This window comes from Echinicola jeungdonensis (genome assembly GCF_030409905.1).
Taxonomy (GTDB): Bacteria; Bacteroidota; Bacteroidia; order Cytophagales; family Cyclobacteriaceae; genus Echinicola; species Echinicola jeungdonensis.
This window is the reverse complement of the sequence record NZ_JAUFQT010000001.1, coordinates 98,658-119,969: the sequence shown is the minus strand read 5'-3', so window position 1 is coordinate 119,969 and position 21,312 is coordinate 98,658. Positions and strand designations below refer to the sequence as shown.

Genomic DNA, 21,312 nt, shown 5'->3' with positions numbered 1-21,312 from the left:
GGTATTTCTATCATTGTTTTTTAAGTAAATTCTCCAGGTTAAAATTTTATCTTTACCGGATGGAAAAACCCAAAAAGGTATTAATCATTACATATTACTGGCCACCCAGCGCAGGGTCCGGCGTTCAACGATGGTTGAAATTTGCCAAATACCTTCCCGATTTTGGATGGGAACCGGTCATATTTACTCCTGAAAATCCTGATTTTGAGTTGAAGGATGAAGGGTTGCTGAAAGAAGTGCCAAAAGATCTGGAAGTACTACATTTTCCGATCTGGGAACCTTATGGAGTATTTCGGTTTCTAAAAAAGGGGAAAACTGTTAAAAAAGAGGATCCTGCCAAAATCATTGAAAAGCAACACAAAAGCTGGCTGGATCAAACAGCCATGTGGTTAAGGGCCAATGCATTAGTGCCTGACCCACGAGTGTTTTGGGTAAAGCCATCCGTTAATTATTTGTTGGAGATCCTCCATAAAAATGAAATCAAGGCAGTCATTACTACTGGGCCTCCCCATAGCATGCATTTGATAGGAAGGGACTTGAAACGAAAAACTGATATTGCCTGGATAGCCGATTTTAGGGATCCTTGGTCCACTTGGGAGTTTTTGGATACCTTACCCATGATGGCTTCTATCCGGAAAAGGCATGAAAAATTGGAAAAAGGAGTTTTCAGGGAAGCGGATGGGGTGGTAACCATTTCCCCAACCTTTCGTGAGGAACTTAAAAAAATCGCCGATCGGGACATTGCCTTGATTACCAATGGATTTGACAGTGCTGATCTTCCGGAAAGTTTCAAAAAGAAAAAATCTGAACAGGAATTTTTTGAGATTGTTTATACAGGGATTATTGATAGTATCCGGAATCCCGTACCATTTTTGCAAGCCTTAAAAAATGCCTGTAAGGTTAAAGAAAAGCCGGTTAAGTTGACTTTTGTTGGCAGGGTAAGTCAAAAGGTACTGGATTACGTAGCCAAAGATCACTGGCTGTCCAAGCGGGTTGAGTTTCCTGGATATGTGTCGCACAAGGAGGTGTTTTCCTTTTATGAAAAAGCGGACATGCTTTTATTGATTCTGACAGATACCAAAAATGCAAAGGGGAATATTCCGGGGAAATTATTTGAATATATTGCCACAGGCAGGACCATTGTTGCTTTAGGGGATCCTGAAGGCGATTCATCCAAAATAATTGCGGAAGCAGGAGCGGGAAAAGTATTTGCCCATAAAGCAGTAGATTCAATAACCCAATTTTTGGAAGAACAGATAGATCATCAGAATGAAGAGAGTGAGAAAAGGGATATTTCCCGATTTGAAAGAAAATTTTTGACCCAAAAACTAGCCCAATTACTGGATGAAAAAACCGATACCATTTCTTGAGCTTACCAGAATGCATGAGGATCTGGCCGAGGAGCTTAAAGCCAAATTTGATCAGGGATTAAAAAAAGGAGTTTTTTCCGGAGGGGAAGAGGTTGCTCAGCTGGAAAATCGGATGAGCAATTATTTGAATGTTCCTAATGCCATTGGCTGTGCCAATGGGACGGATGCTTTGGAATTGGCTTTAAGGGTGCTAGGAATTGGGGCAGGGGATGAGGTGATTGTCCCTGCATTGACCTGGGTGTCCACAGCTGAGGTGGTAAAAATGGTGGGTGCGAAAGTAGTTTTTTGTGAGGTGGACCATTATGGATTATTGGATATAAATCAAGTAGCCCATTTGATTTCACCACATACAAAAGCCATCATCTCTGTTCACCTATATGGGAAAATGGTTGATATGGAAAGGTTAATGAAATTGGCCAAAAACCAAGGCATTGAAGTAATTGAAGACGCAGCTCAGGCTTTTGGGGCTTTTCAAAATGGAAAAAGTGCTGGCTGCTGGGGAGATATAGGGTGCTTTAGCTTTTATCCTACCAAAAATTTAGGTGCTTTAGGTGAGGCGGGTTTATTGACTACCCAAAATGATCGTTTGGCTTATTTACTACGTTTAATGATCAATCATGGTCAATTTCAAAGAGATAACCATGAGTTAATAGGGAGAAATAGCCGTATCGATACATTGCAAGCGGCATTTTTAAATGTGAAATTGGATTATTTTGAAGCCTGGCAAAATAGAAGAAAAGCTTTGGCGAAATTGTATTTGGAGCACCTTCAGCACCTTAAAGGAATTCAAGTGGATAGTGGCATATTGACCGAGGATCATAATGCTCACCTTTTGGCCATCCAAACTGGTGAAAGGGATGAACTGAGGACTTTTTTAGACAAGGAAGGGATAGGTACAGCCATTCATTATCCATTGGAAGTGCCTGCTATACCTGCATTTGGCGGTGAAAGGGAATTCCCCATGGCCCATAAAATAGCTCAAAACACCCTTTCCCTACCTTTGCACCCTTATTTAAAAGAGGAAGAGGTCAGGAGGGTATGTGTAGAGGTTAGTAGGTTTTTTGGTGCGTAGATAATTTTAATGTTTGAAGGTTAATAATTGGAAGATTTCTAAATAAAACCATTGTAGCTGTTGAAACTTGATAGTGTCAAAAATAAAAACAATAACCCCGCACTGGAGGGGTAAATCATTTCAACTCAAGGTAACGCCCTGGAAAAGAAAGCAACTCCCTTCCCTTGGTTTAAGCAGCACAAGTGCTACTCCTGCCATCACTTTTCCGTTCAAGCCCAATTACTATCAACTCCTGGAGAAAGATTACTTTTATTTTTCCAATTCCAATCTTCAGGATTAGAAACTCTGCTTATCAAGATTCGGGATTAAAAATTTCGAATAGCTCCGATTACCGAATAGCTTCAGAAAAACTCTATATTTGCCCTAAATCCCCATAAGGTTTAAAAATCAGGCAAAAAAAAAGCTATGAACAGAACCCATAGCTTTAGTCAATTAACAATAAACCCAAAATAACCAGCTGTAGGGGAAGGATTCGAACCTCCACGGGGCAGTTAGGCAAAACACGAGCTCGATATTTGCTTTATCCCGGAATCCCCACCTCTGAGACAGAGAGGCATGTCTGCCAGTTTCAACACCCTACAGTATGTAAGCATTTAAGCGCTTTTCGCTTTGCTTTATATTACAAAGGTAACATAGGTTTGATTCCGTTGCAAATAATTGAACAAACAAATAAAATATATACATTATATTTATTAAAAACGTGTTTTTATTGATGAAAATGAAAATATAGAAGTAAAAAAAGACTTTGGTTTTCATTTTTGGTAATTGGATAGACAGCTGAGGTTCAGAAAGGGTAACTCCAATTGTGAAAAGCTTAGAAGGTAAGATGGTGAAAAGTAGATACAGCCATTTTATCTATAAATAAAAATTTTTATCCCGGTAAAAATTCAAGTTAATAATGGATAAGAATACCCCAAATAGGGGGAGGAAGCTAAAAAAAGAAGGAATAATCTCAGCTCCTTAATCTGCTAATCAATTTCAATTTTCTGTTAAACTTCCTTTTATAACAACATTTGGAGAAAAAAGTCAATCAGAATTCTGATTTCCTTTCTTAGGTCTACAATTTCTTTCTTTGGGTTAGGGTATTGTCAATGTTGGAATCAAAGGAGAAATGTGACCTTTTTCACATAAATCGTGGATGGGATTTTGTATTTTAAAGCCAATCAAATCAAAATCAATTATGAATTATTATTATAATAAAACCCTGAAAAATATCACCTTTGAAAAAGCCATTGAAAAAGTCACTGATGCATTGAAGTCCCAAGGATTTGGGGTGCTGTCTGATATTGATGTAAAAGCTACTTTTAAAAAGAAGCTTGATGTGAATTTTAGAAATTACCGAATTTTGGGCGCATGCAACCCTAATTTTGCTCACCAGGCCATTTCCAAAGAAGATAAAATAGGAGTGTTTTTGCCTTGCAATGTGGTGGTGCAGGAATTAGACAATGGTGATGTAGAAGTTGCTGCAGTGGATCCTGTAGCTTCTATGATGGCTGTGGAGAACCAGGACTTAGGTGATGTGGCAACTAAAGTGAAGGAAAATCTTCAAAAAGTGGTGGAAGAGCTGTAAATGCGGCTGGAAGTTTGATAACTAAAATGACTCAGGTTTTAAATTTGGCCCATTATTATGCCAAAGTTTAAAACTTTTGTCAAGATCAAGTCTAAGTCCCGGGACTTAGACTTTTTTATTTTATTGATTCTTTAAACCAATCTTTCTCAAATACTTATCCATAACAATATTCACATCCGGGGAACATTTGGTGAAATAGACAAATGGCAAGTAAAGTGCAAGAACAATTGTTCCTTTGACTAGTAGATTGAAATAAAGGTTTTCAAGATCAGGTATCCAATCTATGATTAGCCAAACAATTCCAATGATAGCCAGGGTTTTGATGCTTTCCCAGGTAAAAGGGGTCAAATTGTACCTTTTTTTCAGAAATATGTATCGTAGGGAATTTATCAAGCCCATGCTGATCAGGGAAGCCAGGGCAGCCCCAGATACCCCCATTTTGGGAATTAAAAGGTAATTGGAGGCAATTAAAAGGACCAAAGTCAAAAAGCCCATAAACAGGTTATAGTAATAATGTCTGGATACGGCAATGATTTGATAGTTGACTGAAGTAATATTATCCACCAACTGGGCAAGAGCAATAAAAAGCAAAACAGGCAAGGCTACAGCATAACTTTCTCCAAGATACTCTCCCACACTGTATCGGTTTCCCCAGATTCCCAAGAATATCAAACCACCAATGACCAATAAGGTCTGGCTGCTTTTTTGGTAAATAGATTGAATGCTTTTGTAATCCCTTTGGGCAATGTGTTCGGAAATTGTAACAATGGAAACTCTTCTGAGGGCTTTTGCTGGCACACTGATCACCGCACCAAAAAAGAATAAGGTTGTATAAACCCCCACCGATTCTTCACCAAGAAGCCATTGCACCATATAAACATCAATATAAAGGATCAATCCTCCGCTGAGGATTTCCAATATTCCGGAGCTGGAAATACCTGCAATTTTTTGTTTCTCATAAGGGGTGAATGGCCCCGGTTTTCCAAGGCGAAAAGCTTTTGACCGGTTTAATAGGATAAATGAAATTGAAACCGGAAGGATAAATATGGCCAGGTTAAAATAAACCAATTGTTGGAAGCTAATCCAATCAATATAGAGTAAAACCAAAGCAATTATGGGGAGGAACTTTTGGAGTATACTTTCTGCAATAATTCCTGGAAGCGGCTGGTGGTTGGTGCGAAGATAAGCATCCAAGATGAACTGGAATATCCGAAATGCTATGACTACTAATACGCCGGAAAAAAAAGTCCAGTTATAATCAAAGCCTGCCAAACCACCTTCATTTGTTTGAAATATAAAGTTCCTTAACCCCAGGAAAGCAGGAATGGCCAATAATGCCCCAGCCAAACCAACCAAAAGAGAAAAGGAGATGAACCGCTTTCTTTTTTTAGGTTTGTGTTTAAATTCAGGCACCATTTTTAGTGTGGTAAGGTTAGTGCCTAAAGTAAAAATGGAAGCAAAGAGTGCTGTGGTGTTTAGGACCAGTTGTAACAGGCCAATCTCTCCTTCGGTCAGGATTTTAGGTCGCAAAAGGGCAGAACCTACAAAGCCAATTAAAATCCCTGCATAGGCAATAATGGTAGTTTGAGATGATTGTTTCCTGATTTTCCCCATTTCTTATGGTTTGATCCAAAAAGTGGTGTCTGAAAGGCCAGTTGTACAAGTGAACCTATCCCAATCCTTAAGGACTTCAAATGCTAATCGGTAACCAGGACGGTCTGAATTATCTAAAATCATTAAGCCTCCGCTTTTTAATTTTGGCAGGGAATTAAGCAAGCAAGCAACCCTTGCCCTGCCATCCACCAAGATAAAATCAAAATGTTCATCCGGGTAATCATCGGCCACATGAAAATAATTCCAAAATTCTTTTTTGTACCGATAATCCTCATTTTTAAGACCCAATCTATTAAAAAAAGCTGGAAGAGAATTGGGGGCTAATTCAGGATTTTCGGCAATAAATTTATATTCAATATTATCCAACTGGTTCTCTTTAAACCATTTTGATACATGTTGGTGCCAACCTTGGTGATGTTCAACACTGACCAATTTTTTTATCCTTTGGGCAAAAAACTTAGAACTGGAGCCGCTTCCAAATTCCAGACCGATCATTTCTTTATTTAGCCAGTTTTTTAGAAAATTGACAGCTGAGGGGGCAAACCAGGGAGTGGGCCTGTTCCACCAACGGAAGATGTGAAAAACTGCTTTGATCAAGGGGCGGAAGGCCCGGTAACGAATATAGGAAATGCCATCACTTTTTTCTCTCTTCCAGTTTTGACGGGGAAGAATACTGTGATCCTGGGCCTTTTTAAGTTTTTGAATAATTGGGTTTTCCATGCTGGGGATGAACCGTTGACTTTTGGGAACCAAACTTAGGAAATTTCAGATGATTTCCCACTGATCTTTTTGAAGATGTTTTTCCATCGGTAATCCCTTATAAATTGTCCTTCCCTGGAATTGACAGCCTTTTCCGTGTTTTTAAGCCAAGCCATCAGGTAACCCAGCATGCTGTCTAAAAGATAGCCCGGCTTTTTTTGTTTCCAACTGACCTTGGCCATGGAGAGGAAAGCAATGCCCAATCCGTAACGCATTTTATACATTGCCTGGCCTTGGAGGTATTTGGCTTTTTTGGAATAAGAGCTTCCGGTTGGGCGGAGGTGTTTTACTTTTAATTCAGGAAGGGTAATGACCTCAAATCCATGAAAACGGCACAGTAATTCATCGATGGTGTCCCATCCAATGCTGCACCTCAATCCATTCATTTTCTCAAAACAGCTCTTGGAATAAGATTTAAAGGCTCCCCGAACATGGTCTTTTCCCATGGGATGGTTAAGCTCCCATTGGTCATTTTCCAATTCATATGCAAAACCACCAACAATACCGGCTTTGGGATTTTGTTTAAATACATTGGCCACCTTTTCAAAATATTGGGGGGGAAGGATTAAGTCAGCATCGAGTTTGACTATAAAGTCAAATGGCTGGTCAATTTTTTCCAATCCTTTTTCAAATGCAGCCACCACCTTACTTCCCGGCAATCGGGATGCCTGGGTTAAGCTGTTAACCTTAGAAATCCAGGGAAATTTAGTTGCATACTCGTCAATGATGTTTTCTGTTTGATCAGAGGAATGATCATTGACAATAATGGCTTGTTGGGGTAATAAGCTTTGACCAGCCAGAGAATCCAAAAGGCCAGATAAATATTCCCCCTCATTATGGGCAGGAATGATGACACTGTATTTTAGCATAAAAGTTAAATTGGCCGGCAATTTACCTCAGCAAGGTCTTCAGGTTGAACTGGAGTTTTTCTTTTTGTAATGTCCATTTTCCCTTAGGTGTGGGGTTTTCCAATGCCTTTAATGGTTTGAAAATAAAATATTGGTAATCATACTCCTCATAAAACACAGAATAAGAAGTGGCCTGCTCCAGATAAAAACCATTATCCTTAATACTTTTAATTAATCCACCAATATTGACCGAAGGCTCAACTGCTTGTAGCATTTCCGGGTCATTTTGTGCTTTCCAGGCAGAGTAGGGAGGGGTTGGTAAATGGATAAAGATGGTGGAATGCTCATGGGCATGGCGTTGGATGCTTTCAAACAGTTTGAAATGGCTGTCAGGAGAGTTTTGTTCCAGAATATCTGAAAAAACAAAGAAATCAAAAGTGGCTCCTTTTTTATAAAAAGTCCTTAAATCTGTAGCTTCAAATTTCAGGTTTTCCTGTTTTTTCCACAGTTCTGTTGCCTTTTGAATACTCTCCGAGCTAAAATCTACAGCCAAAACCTGACCATTTCTCACTTTGTGGGCTATCAAATGGCTCAATTCTCCCAGTCCGCAGCCAACATCCAAGACCTTATGGTTGGATTTTAATCCAGCAGCTACCAGCTTCTCCAGGATATGAAGATCCCTGAGACTAATTTCCTCCTTCTTCTTATCAGAAATAAACTGGTCATAATAGCTGATATATTTATCCTTTTCCTCCATGGTCTAATCCTGCTTTTTGAATGATATTACAATTCCAGAAAGAAGCATTAATATAATAAAATATTGGGAGATGATGGCAAGGATGGATCCCTGTTGAAAACTCTTAGGCTCAAATTTAAATTTAATTTCATGTTCCCCTTCCGGCACCATCAAACCTCTTAATAAATAATTGGTACGTATAATGGATGCTTCATTACCATCGATAAGGGCTTTCCACCCCTTAGGATAATAAATTTCTGAAAATACCACTAATCCCGCTTTGGTGACATTTGCCTGATAATGCAGCTCATTAGGGGCATATTGGGTCAACTCCACTGTTCCTTTTCCTGCTTTGGCATCAAACTCTTCTGAATTAACAGTTGCCTGTTGCCGGGTATCCATATCGGCCAATTTGTTAATTTCTTCTTCATTGGATTGTACCGGTAAGACTTCTTGGGGGAACCAGGCAGGACCATAAGCTTCGGGGTTTTGGAATACAGCATTGGCGGCTTGTCCAGCCAAAATATATTTGGTGTTCAACATGTTCAGGGCAGAAAGGCTTTCATAGTCAAAATTTCCTTCCTGGGCTTTTTGAACAAATTGGTTGATTTCTTTGCTGAGGATTCTGTCTATCAGGTCTTGGTATCTTCTCATTTTGGCCCCATGGTAGCCTCCAATGCTATTAAAACGGTAACTGGTCCTTGCCTCCTTGAATGTGTTTTGAAGGTTCAAAACCCTAAAATACCCGTCATCCTGCATAATCTTTTTATCCGCGGGGCTTGGGGCAAAGTAGGATTTGCTGGGACTTGTTTTTAGGCTTTCCTCATTCAGGTATCTTTTATTGATGGTCCATACATCCCCTAACACTAATACGGCCAAGCCTAAGGCAGCCCATTGGTATTTTATTTTTTCAATTAAGGCCAGGTAAATCAAAAATCCGCTAAGTACAATAAACACCAAACTGCGGAAAGCATCCTTTTGCAACATCACCTTTCGGTCTTCCCTTAAAGCTTCGGTCAACCAAGCAGGGAAATTAGCATCTGCAGCCCCCTGAAAACCAAATGCACCAGCAAAAATGATCAATAGTAAGGTGAAGCCACCTGTTATGCCGAGGGCAGTTAATAAGGCTTTGATTTTTGCTTTTTTGTTATTGTCAGCAAAGAGCCTTTCCAATCCAAGACAGCCAAGCACTGGAATAGCAAAAAGTGTGATCCCTAAAGCCATGGATACTGCACGGAATTTATTATATCCAGGCAGGTAGTCAAATAGAGTGAAGTTAAACCAGGCCAAGTTTTTACCCCAGGAAAGCATCAGTGAAATGATGGTGATGGCCAGGAAAATATTCCGAAACCTTTTTGGGGCATAAATGAGTCCGATTACAAAAAGGAAGACCATGATGACACTGCCATAAATGGGGCCACCTGTAAATGGTTGATCCCCCCAATATGTGGGGGCAGATTTGATAAAGTTATTGAGTTGGGCTCCTGAAATGCCATTTTTCTGTAAGGCTTCCGCACTGTGTGAATCTTGTCCAATTGTTTCCTGGCTTGCTCCCCCCATGAAATTAGGCACCAAAAGGGTCATAGATTCCAGTTTTCCCTGGGACCAGCTAAAGGCGTAGTCCTTATTCAAACCGCTGTCTCCCTGGTTTGGGGTATCCAAAGTTTTTTCTCCCCTGATGGAGTATTCACCATATTCCAAAACGGTCAACAACCTACCTGCATTGGCTCCAACTGCTAACAAGCCCCCGAGGATCAGGATACCTGCAATTTTTCCAAACTCTGGTAATTTTTGTTGTTTGATATAATGGATTAATTGCCCAATGGCATAGATCAGCACGGTTATCAGGGTATAATATGTGATTTGTAGGTGGTTGAACCTGATCTGCAACATGAGGGCAATGGCTGTAACTGCAACTCCTAAAAGCCATTTCCCCCGGAATGCCATATGGATTCCTGCCAAAATCATTGGAATCAGGCAGATGGCCCAGATTTTTGAATTGTGCCCCGCCTCAAGGCTAAGCATATGAAAAGTGTTAAAAGCAAAAGCCCAAGAACCCAACACCGATATCTCAGGTCTGACTTTAAATACTAATAGGAGAATATACATGCCCACCATGCCGATAAATAAGCCATTAATGGGATGAGGGAGTCCAAAAGTCAAAATGCTGATAACCGTTCTTGAAATGTCCCCGGGAAATTCGGTGTTGATGAGATAGGCGGGCATTCCACCAAACATACTGTTGGTCCATAGGGCTTCTTCTCCGGTTTCCTCCCGGAATTCCTGGATTTCCTGGGCTGAACCTTCCCACTGAAGAATGTCATTTTGGAAAATCGTTTTCCCCTCAAAAACTATGGGGGAGAAATAAAGAACGATCAAAACGTAAAAAGAAACCACACCAATTAGGTGGGGCAAAACTTCCTTTTTAAAGTTGAGTTGCATGCTGATTTATTTAAGGTCAGTTTTCAAAAGGAAAGCGCAAATTATAAATTAATGGGGATTTCTAATAGGAGAGTATTGAAAAGGTATTGGGGGATCCGGCTGGAGATTTAAACCTGAAAGAATCATGTTTGGAAACTTGCCCAAACATTTTACTTATTTATCTAAAAAATTAATTTTTCGGTCTTCACGGATTTCCCCTGGGATATTGTAGTAGGCTATCACTTTTTCTATCAAGCCATCTTTTACATAATGCCATTCGCTAACTTCTAATCTAAAGTTTTCCTGAATGGCTGTATAACGGACACAAACCTTGTCTTTCTCATGGAGGATATCATGTATTTCAAACTTGTGATTGAGGAATTTGTTCTTGTTGGCTTCCACCAATTGAAGGTAGCGGGTTTTGCCTTTAATGGTGCCATAAGGGCTGGTATGAATGAAATTTTCGGATAAAGGCAATTTTAAAAAATCCCCTGACTTCCATAGGTCAAACCAAGTGGAAATTACTTTTTTGGCGTCCATAGATTAATTTATTTTGGATTCACCTTGGTCCAGGGATTACCTCATAATTTGAAACTTATATTTTTATTATGGAGGGAGGAATTCCTATAACAAAGATTGAAATTAATAATTATAAAAACTCCAAAAAAAAATTACAGGCCAGGTTGTTTTAATTATCAGCTAAAAAATCCTGGCCCTAAAATTTTGTGATCTCCAACTAAAGGATAGTCCTATTTAACTATTCTGCTGGCATATTTGAATTGAAAATATCTCTATGCAATTTCCAATTTCCATTTTCTTTTTTCCAGAGTACTAGATATTTTCCTTTATCTGCTTCTGAATCTTCGGCAAATAAAGTGTATTCTCCCTCTTCAACAACCATGTCTTCTGTTCCCCAAACTTCAACTGTTCTAAGATCCACACCAGTAATTCCTGAATTCATTATATCTGATAGAGCAGACTGAATATCTTGCCTTCCGGTATATGCGGGAGCACCTGTCATCATAAACTTAGCATCTTGAGTATATAAATTGGCTAAGCCCACTGAGTCCATTGCCGCAAGGGCCTCCATAAATTCCTTGTTCGCAGCTACAATTTCCGATTTGGCTGTAGCCAGATCAAATGTGGGTTCAACTACTTTTTCTACGGATTCTTCTGCTTTTTCACTACAACTTGAGATAGAAGAGGCGAACAATAACGGAATGGCTGCAAGAGTTAAAATCATTGTTAACTTTTTCATATTAAGGCTATTTAAAGTTGCCTACTCTAAATCGGTTTTCGGCTTCTCCGTAATCGAAATTTCAATTATGTTTCATTATGGAAATCCTTTAAGATAGGTAATTAATATTGCATAGATCCATATAAAAATAATCAATTTAGATTATATTTAAAATGTATTGGTTTAAATGCTTTTTTATTTGTTGAAAATAATAAAGATCAACTTTTATTATTCGTAATGCTTTTATGTGGATATGATACTTGGGTTAGTTTAGGAGGGGGGTGAATTTTTTTTTATTATTTCCAGGTTTTGAGACTCTATTGGAGGGGGGATTTCAAAAGAAATATTGGCTAATCCATTTTTAAAATAACATTCCCTACTTTTTGTCCTGTCAAAACATATTCATAGGCTTCTTTGACCTTTTCAAGAGGATAAACACGGTCAATTAGAGGTTTGAATTTTCCCTCTTGAATTAATTGGGCCATTTGTTCAAGACTTTTCTCCGGATGAAAAGGGATGGGAAACCTGACTTGTTTTCTCTTCACCAAAGGAGTGGCAAAGGATAAGAAAGGGTTTTGGACAAAAGGCCCCAGTTCAGAAGAAATGTAGGTACCAGTTTTTTTCAATATTTTTTTACATTTAAAAAAAGTGCTTTTTCCTACTGAATCAAAAATATATTCATAAAGGTCATTATCCTCTGTGAAGTCCTCTTTTGTATAATCAATTACCTTATCTGCTCCCAAAATTTTCATCTTTTCAAAATGTTCCGCTCTGCATACTGCAGTTAAAATAGCTCCTTTATTTTTTGAAAATTGGACCAAAGCTGATCCTATGGCTCCGGTTCCGCCATTAATCAAAACTTTGTCACCAGGTTTGACTTTTACTTTATTGATAAAATTGAGAGCGTAATGGGCCCCTTCCACGCTGGCGATTGCAGTATCAAAGGAACAATTAGAAGGGATCTGGTGTATGGCTTTTTTTGCCGAAATCACAAGGAATTCCGCTTGAGAGGATAGACCGCCATCATCAAAACCAAAAACCCGTTCTCCAACTTTAAATTTTTTGACATTCCTTCCCACATCTTCAACAATTCCAGCAAAGTCAGTTCCCGGAATAGGGTTTCTGGGTGAGAAAAGGCCGTTAAAAAACCTCATTATAAAAGGTTTGGCCAAAAGGTTGGCACAATCAGTCCTGTTGATAGTACAGGCTTTTACCCTAACCAAAATTTCACCAGGCTTAGGTTGTGGTTGAGGGATATCAACAATTTTTAAAACTTCTGGTGGGCCATATTGGGAATGGGTAGCAGCTTTCATTTCGGGAAAAATGGGAATTGATATAGGATCTTTTTTCGGGTTGGGATAAATAAAATTAAGGTTTTTGGGTATAAAAAGTTTATATAAGAGCAATTTTTTAAGGAGACCTTATTTTTAGTTCGAAGACCGGTTATGTACTGGGCCATGTCTCCAGACTTGGACCATGCAAGGATAAAATGATAGCGACCCTAAAAATCACTATAAATTTTTTACCTTCGGAAACCGATTTTTCAGAAATAATTATTTTACCATGAAGATCATCGAATGCCCAAGGGATGCCATGCAGGGGAGGACAGAATTTATTGATACCGCAATCAAGGCAGCTTATATCAACCAATTATTGGAAGTTGGTTTCGATACGGTGGATTTTGGAAGCTTTGTCAGTCCCAAGGCTATGCCCCAAATGCGGGATACGGCTGAGTTATTGGACCTATTGGACCTTTATCATTCCAAATCAAAACTCTTGGCTATTGTGGCCAATAAAAGGGGAGCTGAAGATGCTTTGGATTTTGAGGAAATTGATTATTTAGGTTTTCCTCTTTCCATTTCTGAAACCTTCCAAAAACGCAATACCAATAAAAGTATTTCTGAAGCTTTGGAAATAGTGGAGGATATTCAAAATCTATGTGAAACCAAGGGCAGGACCTTGGTGACTTATTTGAGCATGGGTTTTGGCAATCCCTATGGGGAAGCATTTTCAACAGGAATTGTGGCTGAATTTGTGGGGAAATTGGATGAGCTGGGTATCAAAATTATAGCCCTTTCTGATACTATTGGGGTAGCTGAACCTGAATTGATCGAAAAACTATTTTTAACTAATATTCAAGCCTATCCTGATATTGAATTTGGGGCACATTTCCACAGCCGTCCTGAAACAATTGCCGCAAAAATTGAAGCAGGGTTAAAAGGAGGCTGCCAAAGGTTTGATGGCGCACTCAAGGGATTTGGGGGATGCCCTATGGCCAAGGATGAATTGGTAGGTAACGTAGCTACAGAAGAAATGATCAGGGTGCTGGAAAAGAATGGTTATGATCTGGGCTTGAACAAGGAAGAGTTAGTGGAAGCGATGAAGTTGGCCGATTTTGTATTTGGGTGAATTTTTACCGCAATGGACGCAAATGAATTTGCAAGGTATTGAAAATTCCGACCGGCAGGGCACGAGGAGTTAAATAATAGAATATTTTTTACCGGGTAAGGATTTGACCAGACCTTGGAATTCCAGGTTAAGCAGGAGGGAGGCGAGTTGGGATACCGGAATTTGGGTTTGCCAGCTTAGCCGGTCGATTTCCAGGGATTGGGCATCTGATAGGGTTTGGAGGATGGTTTTTTCTGATGGTGAGAATTGGCTGAGATTAATTTTTTTATTGGCTTTTCCATGAATTGAACCTTCTTTTTCTTTTGTCCAGGATAGCGCTTCTTCAATATCCTTGGCTCCCATATAAATTCCCGCTTTCATGTTACGGATCAGGTTATTGCAGCCTTCACTGTAAGTATTCTGCAAATTACCGGGGACGGCGAACACCTCACGGTTATAACTATGAGAAATCTCAGCCGTGATCAATGCCCCACCTTTTTTGGCCGCTTCCACTACAATTAAAGCATCGGAAAGGGCTGCGATAATGCGGTTTCTGGCGGGGAAATTTTTTGCATGGATATTAGTTCCCATTTTGTACTCGGTAAGCAAGCCTCCATTTGCCATCATGGATTGGGCAGTTACTTTATGGGGGGCAGGGTAGATATTATCCAGGGAAGCTCCAAGCACACCAATAGTGGGAAGCTCATTTATTAAAGCTGCCCGATGAGATTCAATGTCTATGCCATAAGCCAAACCACTGATTATGGTGGGCTTGTAAGGCGCAAGGTCTTCCACAATTTTACGGGTAATATTTTTTCCATATTCCGAGGCATTTCGAGTGCCCACGATGCCAATGGTCTTCGGTGGGTTGAGATCCATTTGGCCTTTAGAAAACAGCAAAACCGGAGCATCCACAAATGATTTTAGACGGGAAGGGTAGCTTTTTTCCATGTAGGTATGGATTTGAAGGTCATTGATATGGGTATCGTTAATGATCTCCTCAGCCTTTTTTAGATATTGGTCTTTTTTCTTCCTACCCTCCAATAATTTGAGGCCAATTCCGGGAATTTTGGCAGCTTTTCCAGCGGGCATGGTCAAAAAATGCTGAGCGGAACCACAATAACTGATGATGTTTTTGAAGGCATAGGGCCCTAAATTGGGAATTAGGCTGAGGGCAATATTATAAAGTAGTGTTTCCTCCTTGTTCTCCGACATTCAATTGGTCTCGAATTTCAATTAAAAAACTTTTGATCTGATTTAAGCGATTGACCATACCCGCTTTGTCACTGATCTCGTACTGATCTTTTTTGATGATTTCCTGAGCGCCTTGTAGGGTATAACCTTTTTCTTTTACCAAGTGAAAAATCAAGCCAATCTTTTCGATGTCATCTTTGGTAAACCTGCGATTGCCTTTTTTGTCCTTTTTGGGTTTGATGATATCAAATTCACCTTCCCAATAGCGGATCAAAGAGGTTGCGACACTGAACTTTTCCGCGACTTCTCCAATGGAATAATATTTCTTTTCTATTTCTCTTTCTTTATATGGCACCGCTACAAAATATTTGAGTCTTAAAATAAGGAATTTCTAAGAAAGTTGACAAAGGGGGATGGTTTTTAGTAATTCTTTTTGCCTTAATTGAACCAAAGATGTCACAATGGGAGATTTTGTCAGGTAAAGCAATACCTCCCATTTTCTTCTATCTTACCCAAAATTTGAATCTAAAATCTAATATCTTTATTTCTCCAACAATTTCTGATACTGATTTTCAATGTGGCCAAAGCTGAATGCTGCCAGGGCCTTGTCCATTTTTTCCTGTATTTTGTCAAGGCACAATTGCCCAATACTTCCCTCATGTGTATGATTAACGGAATGTTCGGGTTTGAAATTGTCGCTTTCTATGTCCAAACCAACTTTTTTATAGGCATCACGGAAGGGCATACCTTCCAAAACAAGGCGGTTAACTTCTTCCACACTGAATAGGTGTTTGTAAAAGGAATCCTTCAATAAGCCGGATTTAACTTCCACATTTTCCAGCATAAACCGGGTGATTTCAATGCAATCCCTCAATTTTTCAAAATCAGGGAAAGTGGTTTCTTTCAACAACTGCAAATCCCGGTGATACCCTGTTGTGGTATTGGTCATTTGCATCATGATATTCTGGGGACCGCTTTGAATTTGGTTGCACTTGGCCCGGATCAATTCAAAAACATCAGGGTTTTTCTTATGGGGCATAATGCTGGAACCAGTGGTCAGATTGTCCGGGAACTTTACAAAACCAAAATGCTGGTTCATAAAAATAATGGTATCATCGGCCAGTCTGTTTAAAGTTCCTGCCATTCCAGCCATGGCAAAAGCTATTACCTTTTCGGTTTTTCCCCGGTTGTTTTGGGCATTGATTACATTGTAGTGCATTTCCTTGAAGCCCAATAATTCAGTGGTCATGGTCCTGTTGAGTGGAAATGAGGAACCAAAACCTGCCGCTGATCCAAGAGGATTCCTATCTGCCTGGTTATAGGCTGCTTGCCACAATTCAATATCCTCTGCCAATGATTCTGCAAGAGAGCTGAACCAAAGGCCAAAAGAAGAAGGCATGGCCAGTTGGGTGTGGGTATAACCTGGCATCAGGTCATTTTTATGTTTCTCTGCCAAATTGATCAGCAGATCAAACAATAATTTGGTGGCCTCAAGTACTTGTTGAATTTCTGAACGATAAAATAGTTTCAAATCCACAGCTACTTGGTCATTTCTGGAACGGCCACTATGCAGTTTTTTGCCTACATCTCCATATCTCTCGGTCAAAAGAAATTCCACCTGGGAATGCACATCTTCCACACCCGGATCGATTTTAAAAGTTCCGGCTTCGATTTCTTCATATATTTCTTTTAACCCCTTTTTGAGGGTAGCCAGTTCTTCTTTGGTCAGCAGGCCAATGCTTTCCAACATGGTAGCATGAGCTAGGGAGCCTAGTATGTCAAATGGAGCCAAAACAAGGTCAAATTCAGGATCCCGGCCAATGGTAAACTGTTCAACTTCCTTGGTGCTGGTGGTGTTTTTTTGCCAAAGTTTCATGGTTGTATTTTTATTTTTAGGAGTGATCTAGAAGAGGTCCAATAATTACACGAATTACCACGAATTAATTTTATTTTGAATTTCCATAATCCGTTAATTCCTTCATTATTTTATTAACCTCTTATATCTGATTACCGATAACCGATCACTGATTACTTTCAACAATTTCAATTTCCCTTTCAGGAAAAGATTAATGATTAAGTCAGCCTTTTTTAAACTCTAAAATATTCTTCCAAAATAGCAATATACCTATCAATTCCCAGCTTGATTTCGTCCAGATGAATGAATTCATCCGGGGTATGGGAACGGGCAGAATCTCCTGGGCCGATTTTGACCGAAGGGTAAGGTATCAAAGCTTGATCTGAAAGGGTTGGGCTTCCATAAAATTTGAGGTCCATGCCTTTAGCAACTTCCCAGATTTTATGATCCTTGGGCAGGGCTGATGAATTTAACCGCATGGACCTGGGTTGTAGGTCCGCCTTTAGGACTTCCTTAAGTTCATCCAAAGCTTCCTGAAGGGTATAACTATCCGTTATTCTTACATCCAGGGTATAAGTGCATAGGTCTGGAACCACATTGTGCTGGCTTCCAGCCTGGATAATGGTGGCTGAAACTTTACTTTCTCCCAAGTAATCTGAAACCCGCTTAAATTTGAAATCTTTGATGGTATTAAGGTCCGGTAAGGCTTCATAAAGGGCATTGATACCCTCATTCCTAGCTGCATGGCCTGCTTTTCCCTTTACTGTGGCATCGATGACCATCAAGCCTTTTTCGGCAACGGCCAAATCCAATAAGGTAGGTTCGCCCACAATGGCCAATTCGATATCAGGCAAATCCTCCAAAATGGATGCAATCCCGTTTTTTCCACTGACTTCTTCCTCAGCAGTTGCTGCCAAAATCAGGTTATAAGGAAGTTTTTTATTGTAAAAGTGGGTGAATGCAGCAATGAGGCTGACCAAACACCCCCCTGCATCATTACTTCCCAACCCATATAGTTTACCATTTTCTATTATGGCTTTGAAAGGGTCTTTTGTATAACCATTGTTAGGTTTTACAGTGTCGTGGTGAGAATTTAAAAGAATACTGGGTTTGCTGGCATCAAAATGTTTGTTGGTAACCCAGATGTTGTTTGTCTTTTGGTTTACCTCAATTCCTTTTTGAGAAAAAAAATCGGCCAACAATTGAGCGGTATCACCTTCTTCCCGGCTAAGGGAAGGGGTTTCTATCAATTGCTGGAGAAGGGAGATGGCTTCTTCCTTAAGGTTCATGAAATATATATTGGGTTAATTAAGATTTTCAATAGAGGTCATAACGGTGTTTTTCGAAGCTGGTTCCTGCACTCTTTCCTTTGGCAGCAAGCACCAGGTTCTCGGCTTTTCCCAGCCAAACATTATTGACACCTTTATATAGGGCATTAAAAGCATTGTCCAATTTGGGGATCATTCCTGAGTGAATTACTTTTTCCCTCTTCAGTTCATCATACACATCCTCATTGATCAGGGGAACTACGGAACTGTCATTGTTTTCGTCAATAAGTACCCCAGCTTTATTAAAGCAGAAATAAAGGTTTACTGTATGTTTTTGGGCCAATGAAGTGGCTATTTCAGAGGCTATTGTATCCGCATTGGTGTTAAGCAACAAACCTCTTTGATCATGGGTGATGGCAGCAACTACAGGTACAATATTTTCCGCCAGCAATAATTCAATTAAATTTGTGTTTACCTCTTTTACATCTCCTACAAAACCGTAATCAATGTCCTTGACAGGCCTTTTTTCGGATCGGATCAAATTGCCATCTGCTCCGGTGAGTCCCATGGCATCCTGTTCTCTAGCTTGTAGTTTGGCTACAATATTTTTATTGATCAAGCCTGCATAGACCATGGTCACGACTTCCAGAGTTTCCTTATCGGTAATCCTCCTGCCATCCACCATTTGTGGTTTGATGCCCAAGCTTTCGCCAAATTTCGAGGCCATGACTCCACCCCCATGGACAAGAATTTTTTTACCTTCCAATCTTGAAAAAAGGGAAAGGAATTCTTCCAGTTTTTCAGGGTCGTCGATAACATTACCTCCAATTTTTACAATACTGATTTTCATCCTGAGGATTGATATAGATGTTATTTAATGATCGCACTCAAAACGGACTGAGCCGCAAATATCCGGTTTTTGGCCTGAAATTGAACCAAACTCCGCTCCCCATCCAATATTTCATCAGACAGTTCTACATTTCTCCTTACAGGTAAACAGTGCATCACTTTTGCCTGTGGGGCATTTATTAGCTTTTGCTCCGTCAACATCCAGGATTCATCAGTACATAAAATTTTGCCATAATCATTAAAGGCACTCCAGTTTTTGACATATACAAAATCAGCATCTGCCAATGCCTTTTCTTGGTCATATTCGATATTTGCTCCCTGGGTAAACCTTTCATCCAGCTCATATCCCTCCGGATGGGTAATGGTCACATCATGGCCGCATCCCACCGACCATTCAGCAAAAGAATTGCCAACTGCATGGGGGATGGCTTTTATATGAGGAGCCCAGGTTAAAACCACTTTAGGTTTTTCTGATTTTTTGTGCTCATTTATGGTGATCATATCAGCCAAACTTTGAAGAGGGTGCCGGATGGCTGATTCTAGACTGACCACGGGTAGCCCACTATGCTTGATAAATTGATGAAGAATATAATCCTCAGAATCTTCCCCTTTGTCAGTCAAAGTTGGAAATGCCCTCAAGGCCAATACATCAAAATAGCTTCCTAATACTCCTGCAGCATCCTTTATATGCTCCACTTTATTCTGATTCATAATGACCCCATCCCTCATTTCAAGGGCCCAACTTTCTTTATCCATATTGAGAACAATGGGTTCCATGCCCAGGTTGGAAGCAGCAATTTGGGTGCTGACTCTTGTTCTAAGGCTGGGATTTAAAAAAAGTAAACCAATTCTTTTTCCTGCGCCAAGATTTTTATCCAATAAAGGATGCTGCTTGTATTCAAGGGCTTTCTGAATTAATTGATCAGCGAGGCTTTTGTTTTCAAATTGGGTGTAGTATTTCATTATGAAAATAAATTCTAGATTATTGGACTGTTTTAGCAGCTAAAATGGAAGTTAAATTTTGAAGAAATAAAGTTAAGGCTTTTTGATCAATATTTAATGGAGGCAATAATCTAATGGTGTTTTTACCTGAGGAGCTTCCTGTAAAAGTCTTGTATTCATGAATCAGGGCCTTTCTTACAGGGGCGGCCTGCCTGTCCATGTCAAACCCTATCATAAGCCCTTTACCTCTTACTTCGGTGACTCCTTCAATTTTTTCCAATTCCTTGATCAGGAATTCCCCGTTTTCCAACGAAGATTGGATCAGGTTTTCCTCCTCAATAACTTCCAAAACAGCCAAAGCAGCTGCACAGGCCAAATGGTTCCCCCCAAAGGTAGTGCCCAAAAGTCCATGGGAAGCTTTGAATTCCGGACTGATCAAAACTCCTCCAATTGGGAAGCCGTTGCCCATACCTTTGGCAACTGTGATCAGGGCTGGTTTCAATCCTTCTACCCATTGGTGGGCAAAGAATTTACCAGTTCGACCATAGCCGGATTGTACCTCATCAAGAATCAGCTTGGCCCCGTATTCCTGGGAAAGACGGGACAAACCATTCAAGAAAGCAGGATCAGGGACCTGTATGCCACCAATTCCCTGAATACCTTCCACAATGATTCCGGCAATTTCCCCTTCTTTCAATTGTTTTTCCACAGCTTCCAAATCTCCAAATGGAAGGATATGAACATGATCATGCTGGTTAAAAGGGGCTATGATCTTGGGGTTATCGGTTAATGCCACTGCTCCTGATGTCCTACCATGAAAACCCTTGGAAAAAGAAATAAAGCCTTTTTTTCCGGTTTCAAAAGAGGCCAGTTTCAGAGCATTTTCATTGGCTTCGGCACCAGAATTACAAAGAAATAGGTCATAATCAGGGTATTCCGATAGCTCACCCAACTTTTTTGAAAGTTCTTTTTGGAGAGGAATCTGGACAGAATTGGAATAAAATGCGATGTTGTCCAATTGTTCTTTGATTCTTTTGGTATAATGAGGATGGCTGTGTCCAATGGAAATAACAGCATGCCCACCATATAGGTCCAAATATTCAGTGCCTTGATCATCCCAGATTTTTGCACCGGATGCTTTTACCGGAGTAATATCGATCAAGGGATAAACATCAAATGGTTTCATTTT

General features: G+C 39.9%; 19 protein-coding genes and 1 tRNA gene. 4 read left to right on the top strand and 16 right to left on the bottom strand.

The genetic code is table 11. The features are described from left to right. The first annotated feature begins 59 nt into the window (after positions 1-59). Entirely contained in the window at positions 60-1,370 is a 1,311-nt protein-coding gene (locus QWY93_RS00550) for a glycosyltransferase family 4 protein (RefSeq protein WP_290246246.1), read from the top strand. Further along, positions 1,345-2,442 carry a DegT/DnrJ/EryC1/StrS family aminotransferase gene (locus QWY93_RS00545; protein WP_290246245.1) on the top strand — a complete coding sequence of 366 codons (1,098 nt, stop codon included), beginning with the start codon at positions 1,345-1,347 and terminating at the stop codon, positions 2,440-2,442. Before QWY93_RS00550 ends, QWY93_RS00545 begins: the two co-directional genes overlap by 26 nt. Before the next feature lie 457 nt (positions 2,443-2,899). On the opposite strand, the gene QWY93_RS00540 is transcribed toward QWY93_RS00545, so the two are convergent. Further along, a tRNA-Asp gene (locus tag QWY93_RS00540) sits at positions 2,900-3,023 on the bottom strand. A gap of 599 nt (positions 3,024-3,622) precedes the next feature. Here QWY93_RS00540 and QWY93_RS00535 point away from each other — a divergent pair. Beyond that, positions 3,623-4,012 (top strand): DUF302 domain-containing protein, encoded by a 390-nt coding sequence (locus QWY93_RS00535; RefSeq protein ID WP_290246244.1) that lies wholly within the window; start codon positions 3,623-3,625, stop codon positions 4,010-4,012. A 120-nt stretch (positions 4,013-4,132) separates the two neighbouring features. On the opposite strand, the gene QWY93_RS00530 is transcribed toward QWY93_RS00535, so the two are convergent. From QWY93_RS00530 to QWY93_RS00495, 8 genes are all read right to left on the bottom strand, one after another. Beyond that, positions 4,133-5,626: a lipopolysaccharide biosynthesis protein gene (locus QWY93_RS00530; RefSeq protein ID WP_290246243.1), complete on the bottom strand. Its 1,494-nt coding sequence runs from the start codon at positions 5,624-5,626 to the stop codon at positions 4,133-4,135. Between the two features lie 3 nt (positions 5,627-5,629). Beyond that, entirely contained in the window at positions 5,630-6,346 is a 717-nt protein-coding gene (locus tag QWY93_RS00525; protein ID WP_290246242.1) for an O-methyltransferase, read from the bottom strand. A gap of 35 nt (positions 6,347-6,381) precedes the next feature. Then, positions 6,382-7,254 (bottom strand): glycosyltransferase family 2 protein, encoded by an 873-nt coding sequence (locus QWY93_RS00520; RefSeq protein ID WP_290246241.1) that lies wholly within the window; start codon positions 7,252-7,254, stop codon positions 6,382-6,384. A 22-nt stretch (positions 7,255-7,276) separates the two neighbouring features. Next, a complete protein-coding gene (locus QWY93_RS00515) occupies positions 7,277-7,990 on the bottom strand; it encodes a class I SAM-dependent methyltransferase (protein ID WP_290246240.1) in 714 nt (237 codons plus the stop codon). 3 nt (positions 7,991-7,993) lie between these two features. Then, on the bottom strand, positions 7,994-10,411 hold the full coding sequence (locus QWY93_RS00510) for a YfhO family protein (protein ID WP_290246239.1): 2,418 nt from the start codon (positions 10,409-10,411) through the stop codon (positions 7,994-7,996). Between the two features lie 153 nt (positions 10,412-10,564). Beyond that, complete coding sequence (locus QWY93_RS00505; RefSeq protein ID WP_290246238.1) at positions 10,565-10,930, bottom strand: nuclear transport factor 2 family protein; 366 nt, start codon at positions 10,928-10,930, stop codon at positions 10,565-10,567. A 217-nt stretch (positions 10,931-11,147) separates the two neighbouring features. Beyond that, positions 11,148-11,648, bottom strand: coding sequence for a YybH family protein (locus tag QWY93_RS00500; protein WP_290246237.1), 501 nt, complete (start codon positions 11,646-11,648; stop codon positions 11,148-11,150). A gap of 329 nt (positions 11,649-11,977) precedes the next feature. Beyond that, positions 11,978-12,940 carry an NAD(P)-dependent alcohol dehydrogenase gene (locus QWY93_RS00495; protein WP_290246236.1) on the bottom strand — a complete coding sequence of 321 codons (963 nt, stop codon included), beginning with the start codon at positions 12,938-12,940 and terminating at the stop codon, positions 11,978-11,980. Between the two features lie 250 nt (positions 12,941-13,190). On the opposite strand from QWY93_RS00495, the gene QWY93_RS00490 reads away from it, so the two are divergent. Then, positions 13,191-14,036 (top strand): hydroxymethylglutaryl-CoA lyase, encoded by an 846-nt coding sequence (locus QWY93_RS00490; protein ID WP_290246235.1) that lies wholly within the window; start codon positions 13,191-13,193, stop codon positions 14,034-14,036. A gap of 69 nt (positions 14,037-14,105) precedes the next feature. Here QWY93_RS00490 and dprA read toward each other — a convergent pair whose 3' ends face one another. The 7 genes from dprA to QWY93_RS00455 form a co-directional block, all read right to left on the bottom strand. Continuing rightward, positions 14,106-15,230, bottom strand: a complete 1,125-nt coding sequence (gene dprA, locus QWY93_RS00485; protein WP_290246234.1) for a DNA-processing protein DprA — start codon at positions 15,228-15,230, stop codon at positions 14,106-14,108. Beyond that, entirely contained in the window at positions 15,196-15,564 is a 369-nt protein-coding gene (locus tag QWY93_RS00480; protein WP_290246233.1) for a MerR family transcriptional regulator, read from the bottom strand. Before QWY93_RS00480 ends, dprA begins: the two co-directional genes overlap by 35 nt. A 186-nt stretch (positions 15,565-15,750) precedes the next feature. Next, positions 15,751-17,085, bottom strand: a complete 1,335-nt coding sequence (gene argH, locus QWY93_RS00475) for an argininosuccinate lyase (protein ID WP_290246232.1) — start codon at positions 17,083-17,085, stop codon at positions 15,751-15,753. Between the two features lie 212 nt (positions 17,086-17,297). Further along, the gene (locus QWY93_RS00470) at positions 17,298-18,353 is read right to left on the bottom strand and encodes a M20 family metallo-hydrolase (protein ID WP_290246231.1); all 1,056 of its coding nucleotides are present in this window, start codon (positions 18,351-18,353) and stop codon (positions 17,298-17,300) included. A 28-nt stretch (positions 18,354-18,381) separates the two neighbouring features. Then, a complete protein-coding gene (argB, locus tag QWY93_RS00465) occupies positions 18,382-19,182 on the bottom strand; it encodes an acetylglutamate kinase (protein ID WP_290246230.1) in 801 nt (266 codons plus the stop codon). 20 nt (positions 19,183-19,202) lie between these two features. After that, the gene (locus QWY93_RS00460) at positions 19,203-20,144 is read right to left on the bottom strand and encodes a Rossmann-fold NAD(P)-binding domain-containing protein (protein ID WP_290246229.1); all 942 of its coding nucleotides are present in this window, start codon (positions 20,142-20,144) and stop codon (positions 19,203-19,205) included. Positions 20,145-20,163: 19 nt separating this feature from the next. Continuing rightward, on the bottom strand, positions 20,164-21,309 hold the full coding sequence (locus QWY93_RS00455) for an aspartate aminotransferase family protein (protein ID WP_290246227.1): 1,146 nt from the start codon (positions 21,307-21,309) through the stop codon (positions 20,164-20,166). Positions 21,310-21,312 lie beyond the last annotated feature (3 nt).

Coding starts and splice junctions, on each gene's coding strand:
- QWY93_RS00545 (WP_290246245.1), top strand. CDS start 1,345: ATGAAAAAACCGATACCATTTCTTGAGCTTACCAGAATGCATGAGGAT.
- QWY93_RS00470 (WP_290246231.1), bottom strand. CDS start 18,353: ATGAACCTTAAGGAAGAAGCCATCTCCCTTCTCCAGCAATTGATAGAA.
- QWY93_RS00535 (WP_290246244.1), top strand. CDS start 3,623: ATGAATTATTATTATAATAAAACCCTGAAAAATATCACCTTTGAAAAA.
- argB (WP_290246230.1), bottom strand. CDS start 19,182: ATGAAAATCAGTATTGTAAAAATTGGAGGTAATGTTATCGACGACCCT.
- QWY93_RS00505 (WP_290246238.1), bottom strand. CDS start 10,930: ATGGACGCCAAAAAAGTAATTTCCACTTGGTTTGACCTATGGAAGTCA.
- QWY93_RS00460 (WP_290246229.1), bottom strand. CDS start 20,144: ATGAAATACTACACCCAATTTGAAAACAAAAGCCTCGCTGATCAATTA.
- QWY93_RS00550 (WP_290246246.1), top strand. CDS start 60: ATGGAAAAACCCAAAAAGGTATTAATCATTACATATTACTGGCCACCC.
- argH (WP_290246232.1), bottom strand. CDS start 17,085: ATGAAACTTTGGCAAAAAAACACCACCAGCACCAAGGAAGTTGAACAG.
- QWY93_RS00510 (WP_290246239.1), bottom strand. CDS start 10,411: ATGCAACTCAACTTTAAAAAGGAAGTTTTGCCCCACCTAATTGGTGTG.
- dprA (WP_290246234.1), bottom strand. CDS start 15,230: ATGTCGGAGAACAAGGAGGAAACACTACTTTATAATATTGCCCTCAGC.
- QWY93_RS00500 (WP_290246237.1), bottom strand. CDS start 11,648: ATGAAAAAGTTAACAATGATTTTAACTCTTGCAGCCATTCCGTTATTG.
- QWY93_RS00455 (WP_290246227.1), bottom strand. CDS start 21,309: ATGAAACCATTTGATGTTTATCCCTTGATCGATATTACTCCGGTAAAA.
- QWY93_RS00525 (WP_290246242.1), bottom strand. CDS start 6,346: ATGGAAAACCCAATTATTCAAAAACTTAAAAAGGCCCAGGATCACAGT.
- QWY93_RS00495 (WP_290246236.1), bottom strand. CDS start 12,940: ATGAAAGCTGCTACCCATTCCCAATATGGCCCACCAGAAGTTTTAAAA.
- QWY93_RS00490 (WP_290246235.1), top strand. CDS start 13,191: ATGAAGATCATCGAATGCCCAAGGGATGCCATGCAGGGGAGGACAGAA.
- QWY93_RS00520 (WP_290246241.1), bottom strand. CDS start 7,254: ATGCTAAAATACAGTGTCATCATTCCTGCCCATAATGAGGGGGAATAT.
- QWY93_RS00515 (WP_290246240.1), bottom strand. CDS start 7,990: ATGGAGGAAAAGGATAAATATATCAGCTATTATGACCAGTTTATTTCT.
- QWY93_RS00530 (WP_290246243.1), bottom strand. CDS start 5,626: ATGGGGAAAATCAGGAAACAATCATCTCAAACTACCATTATTGCCTAT.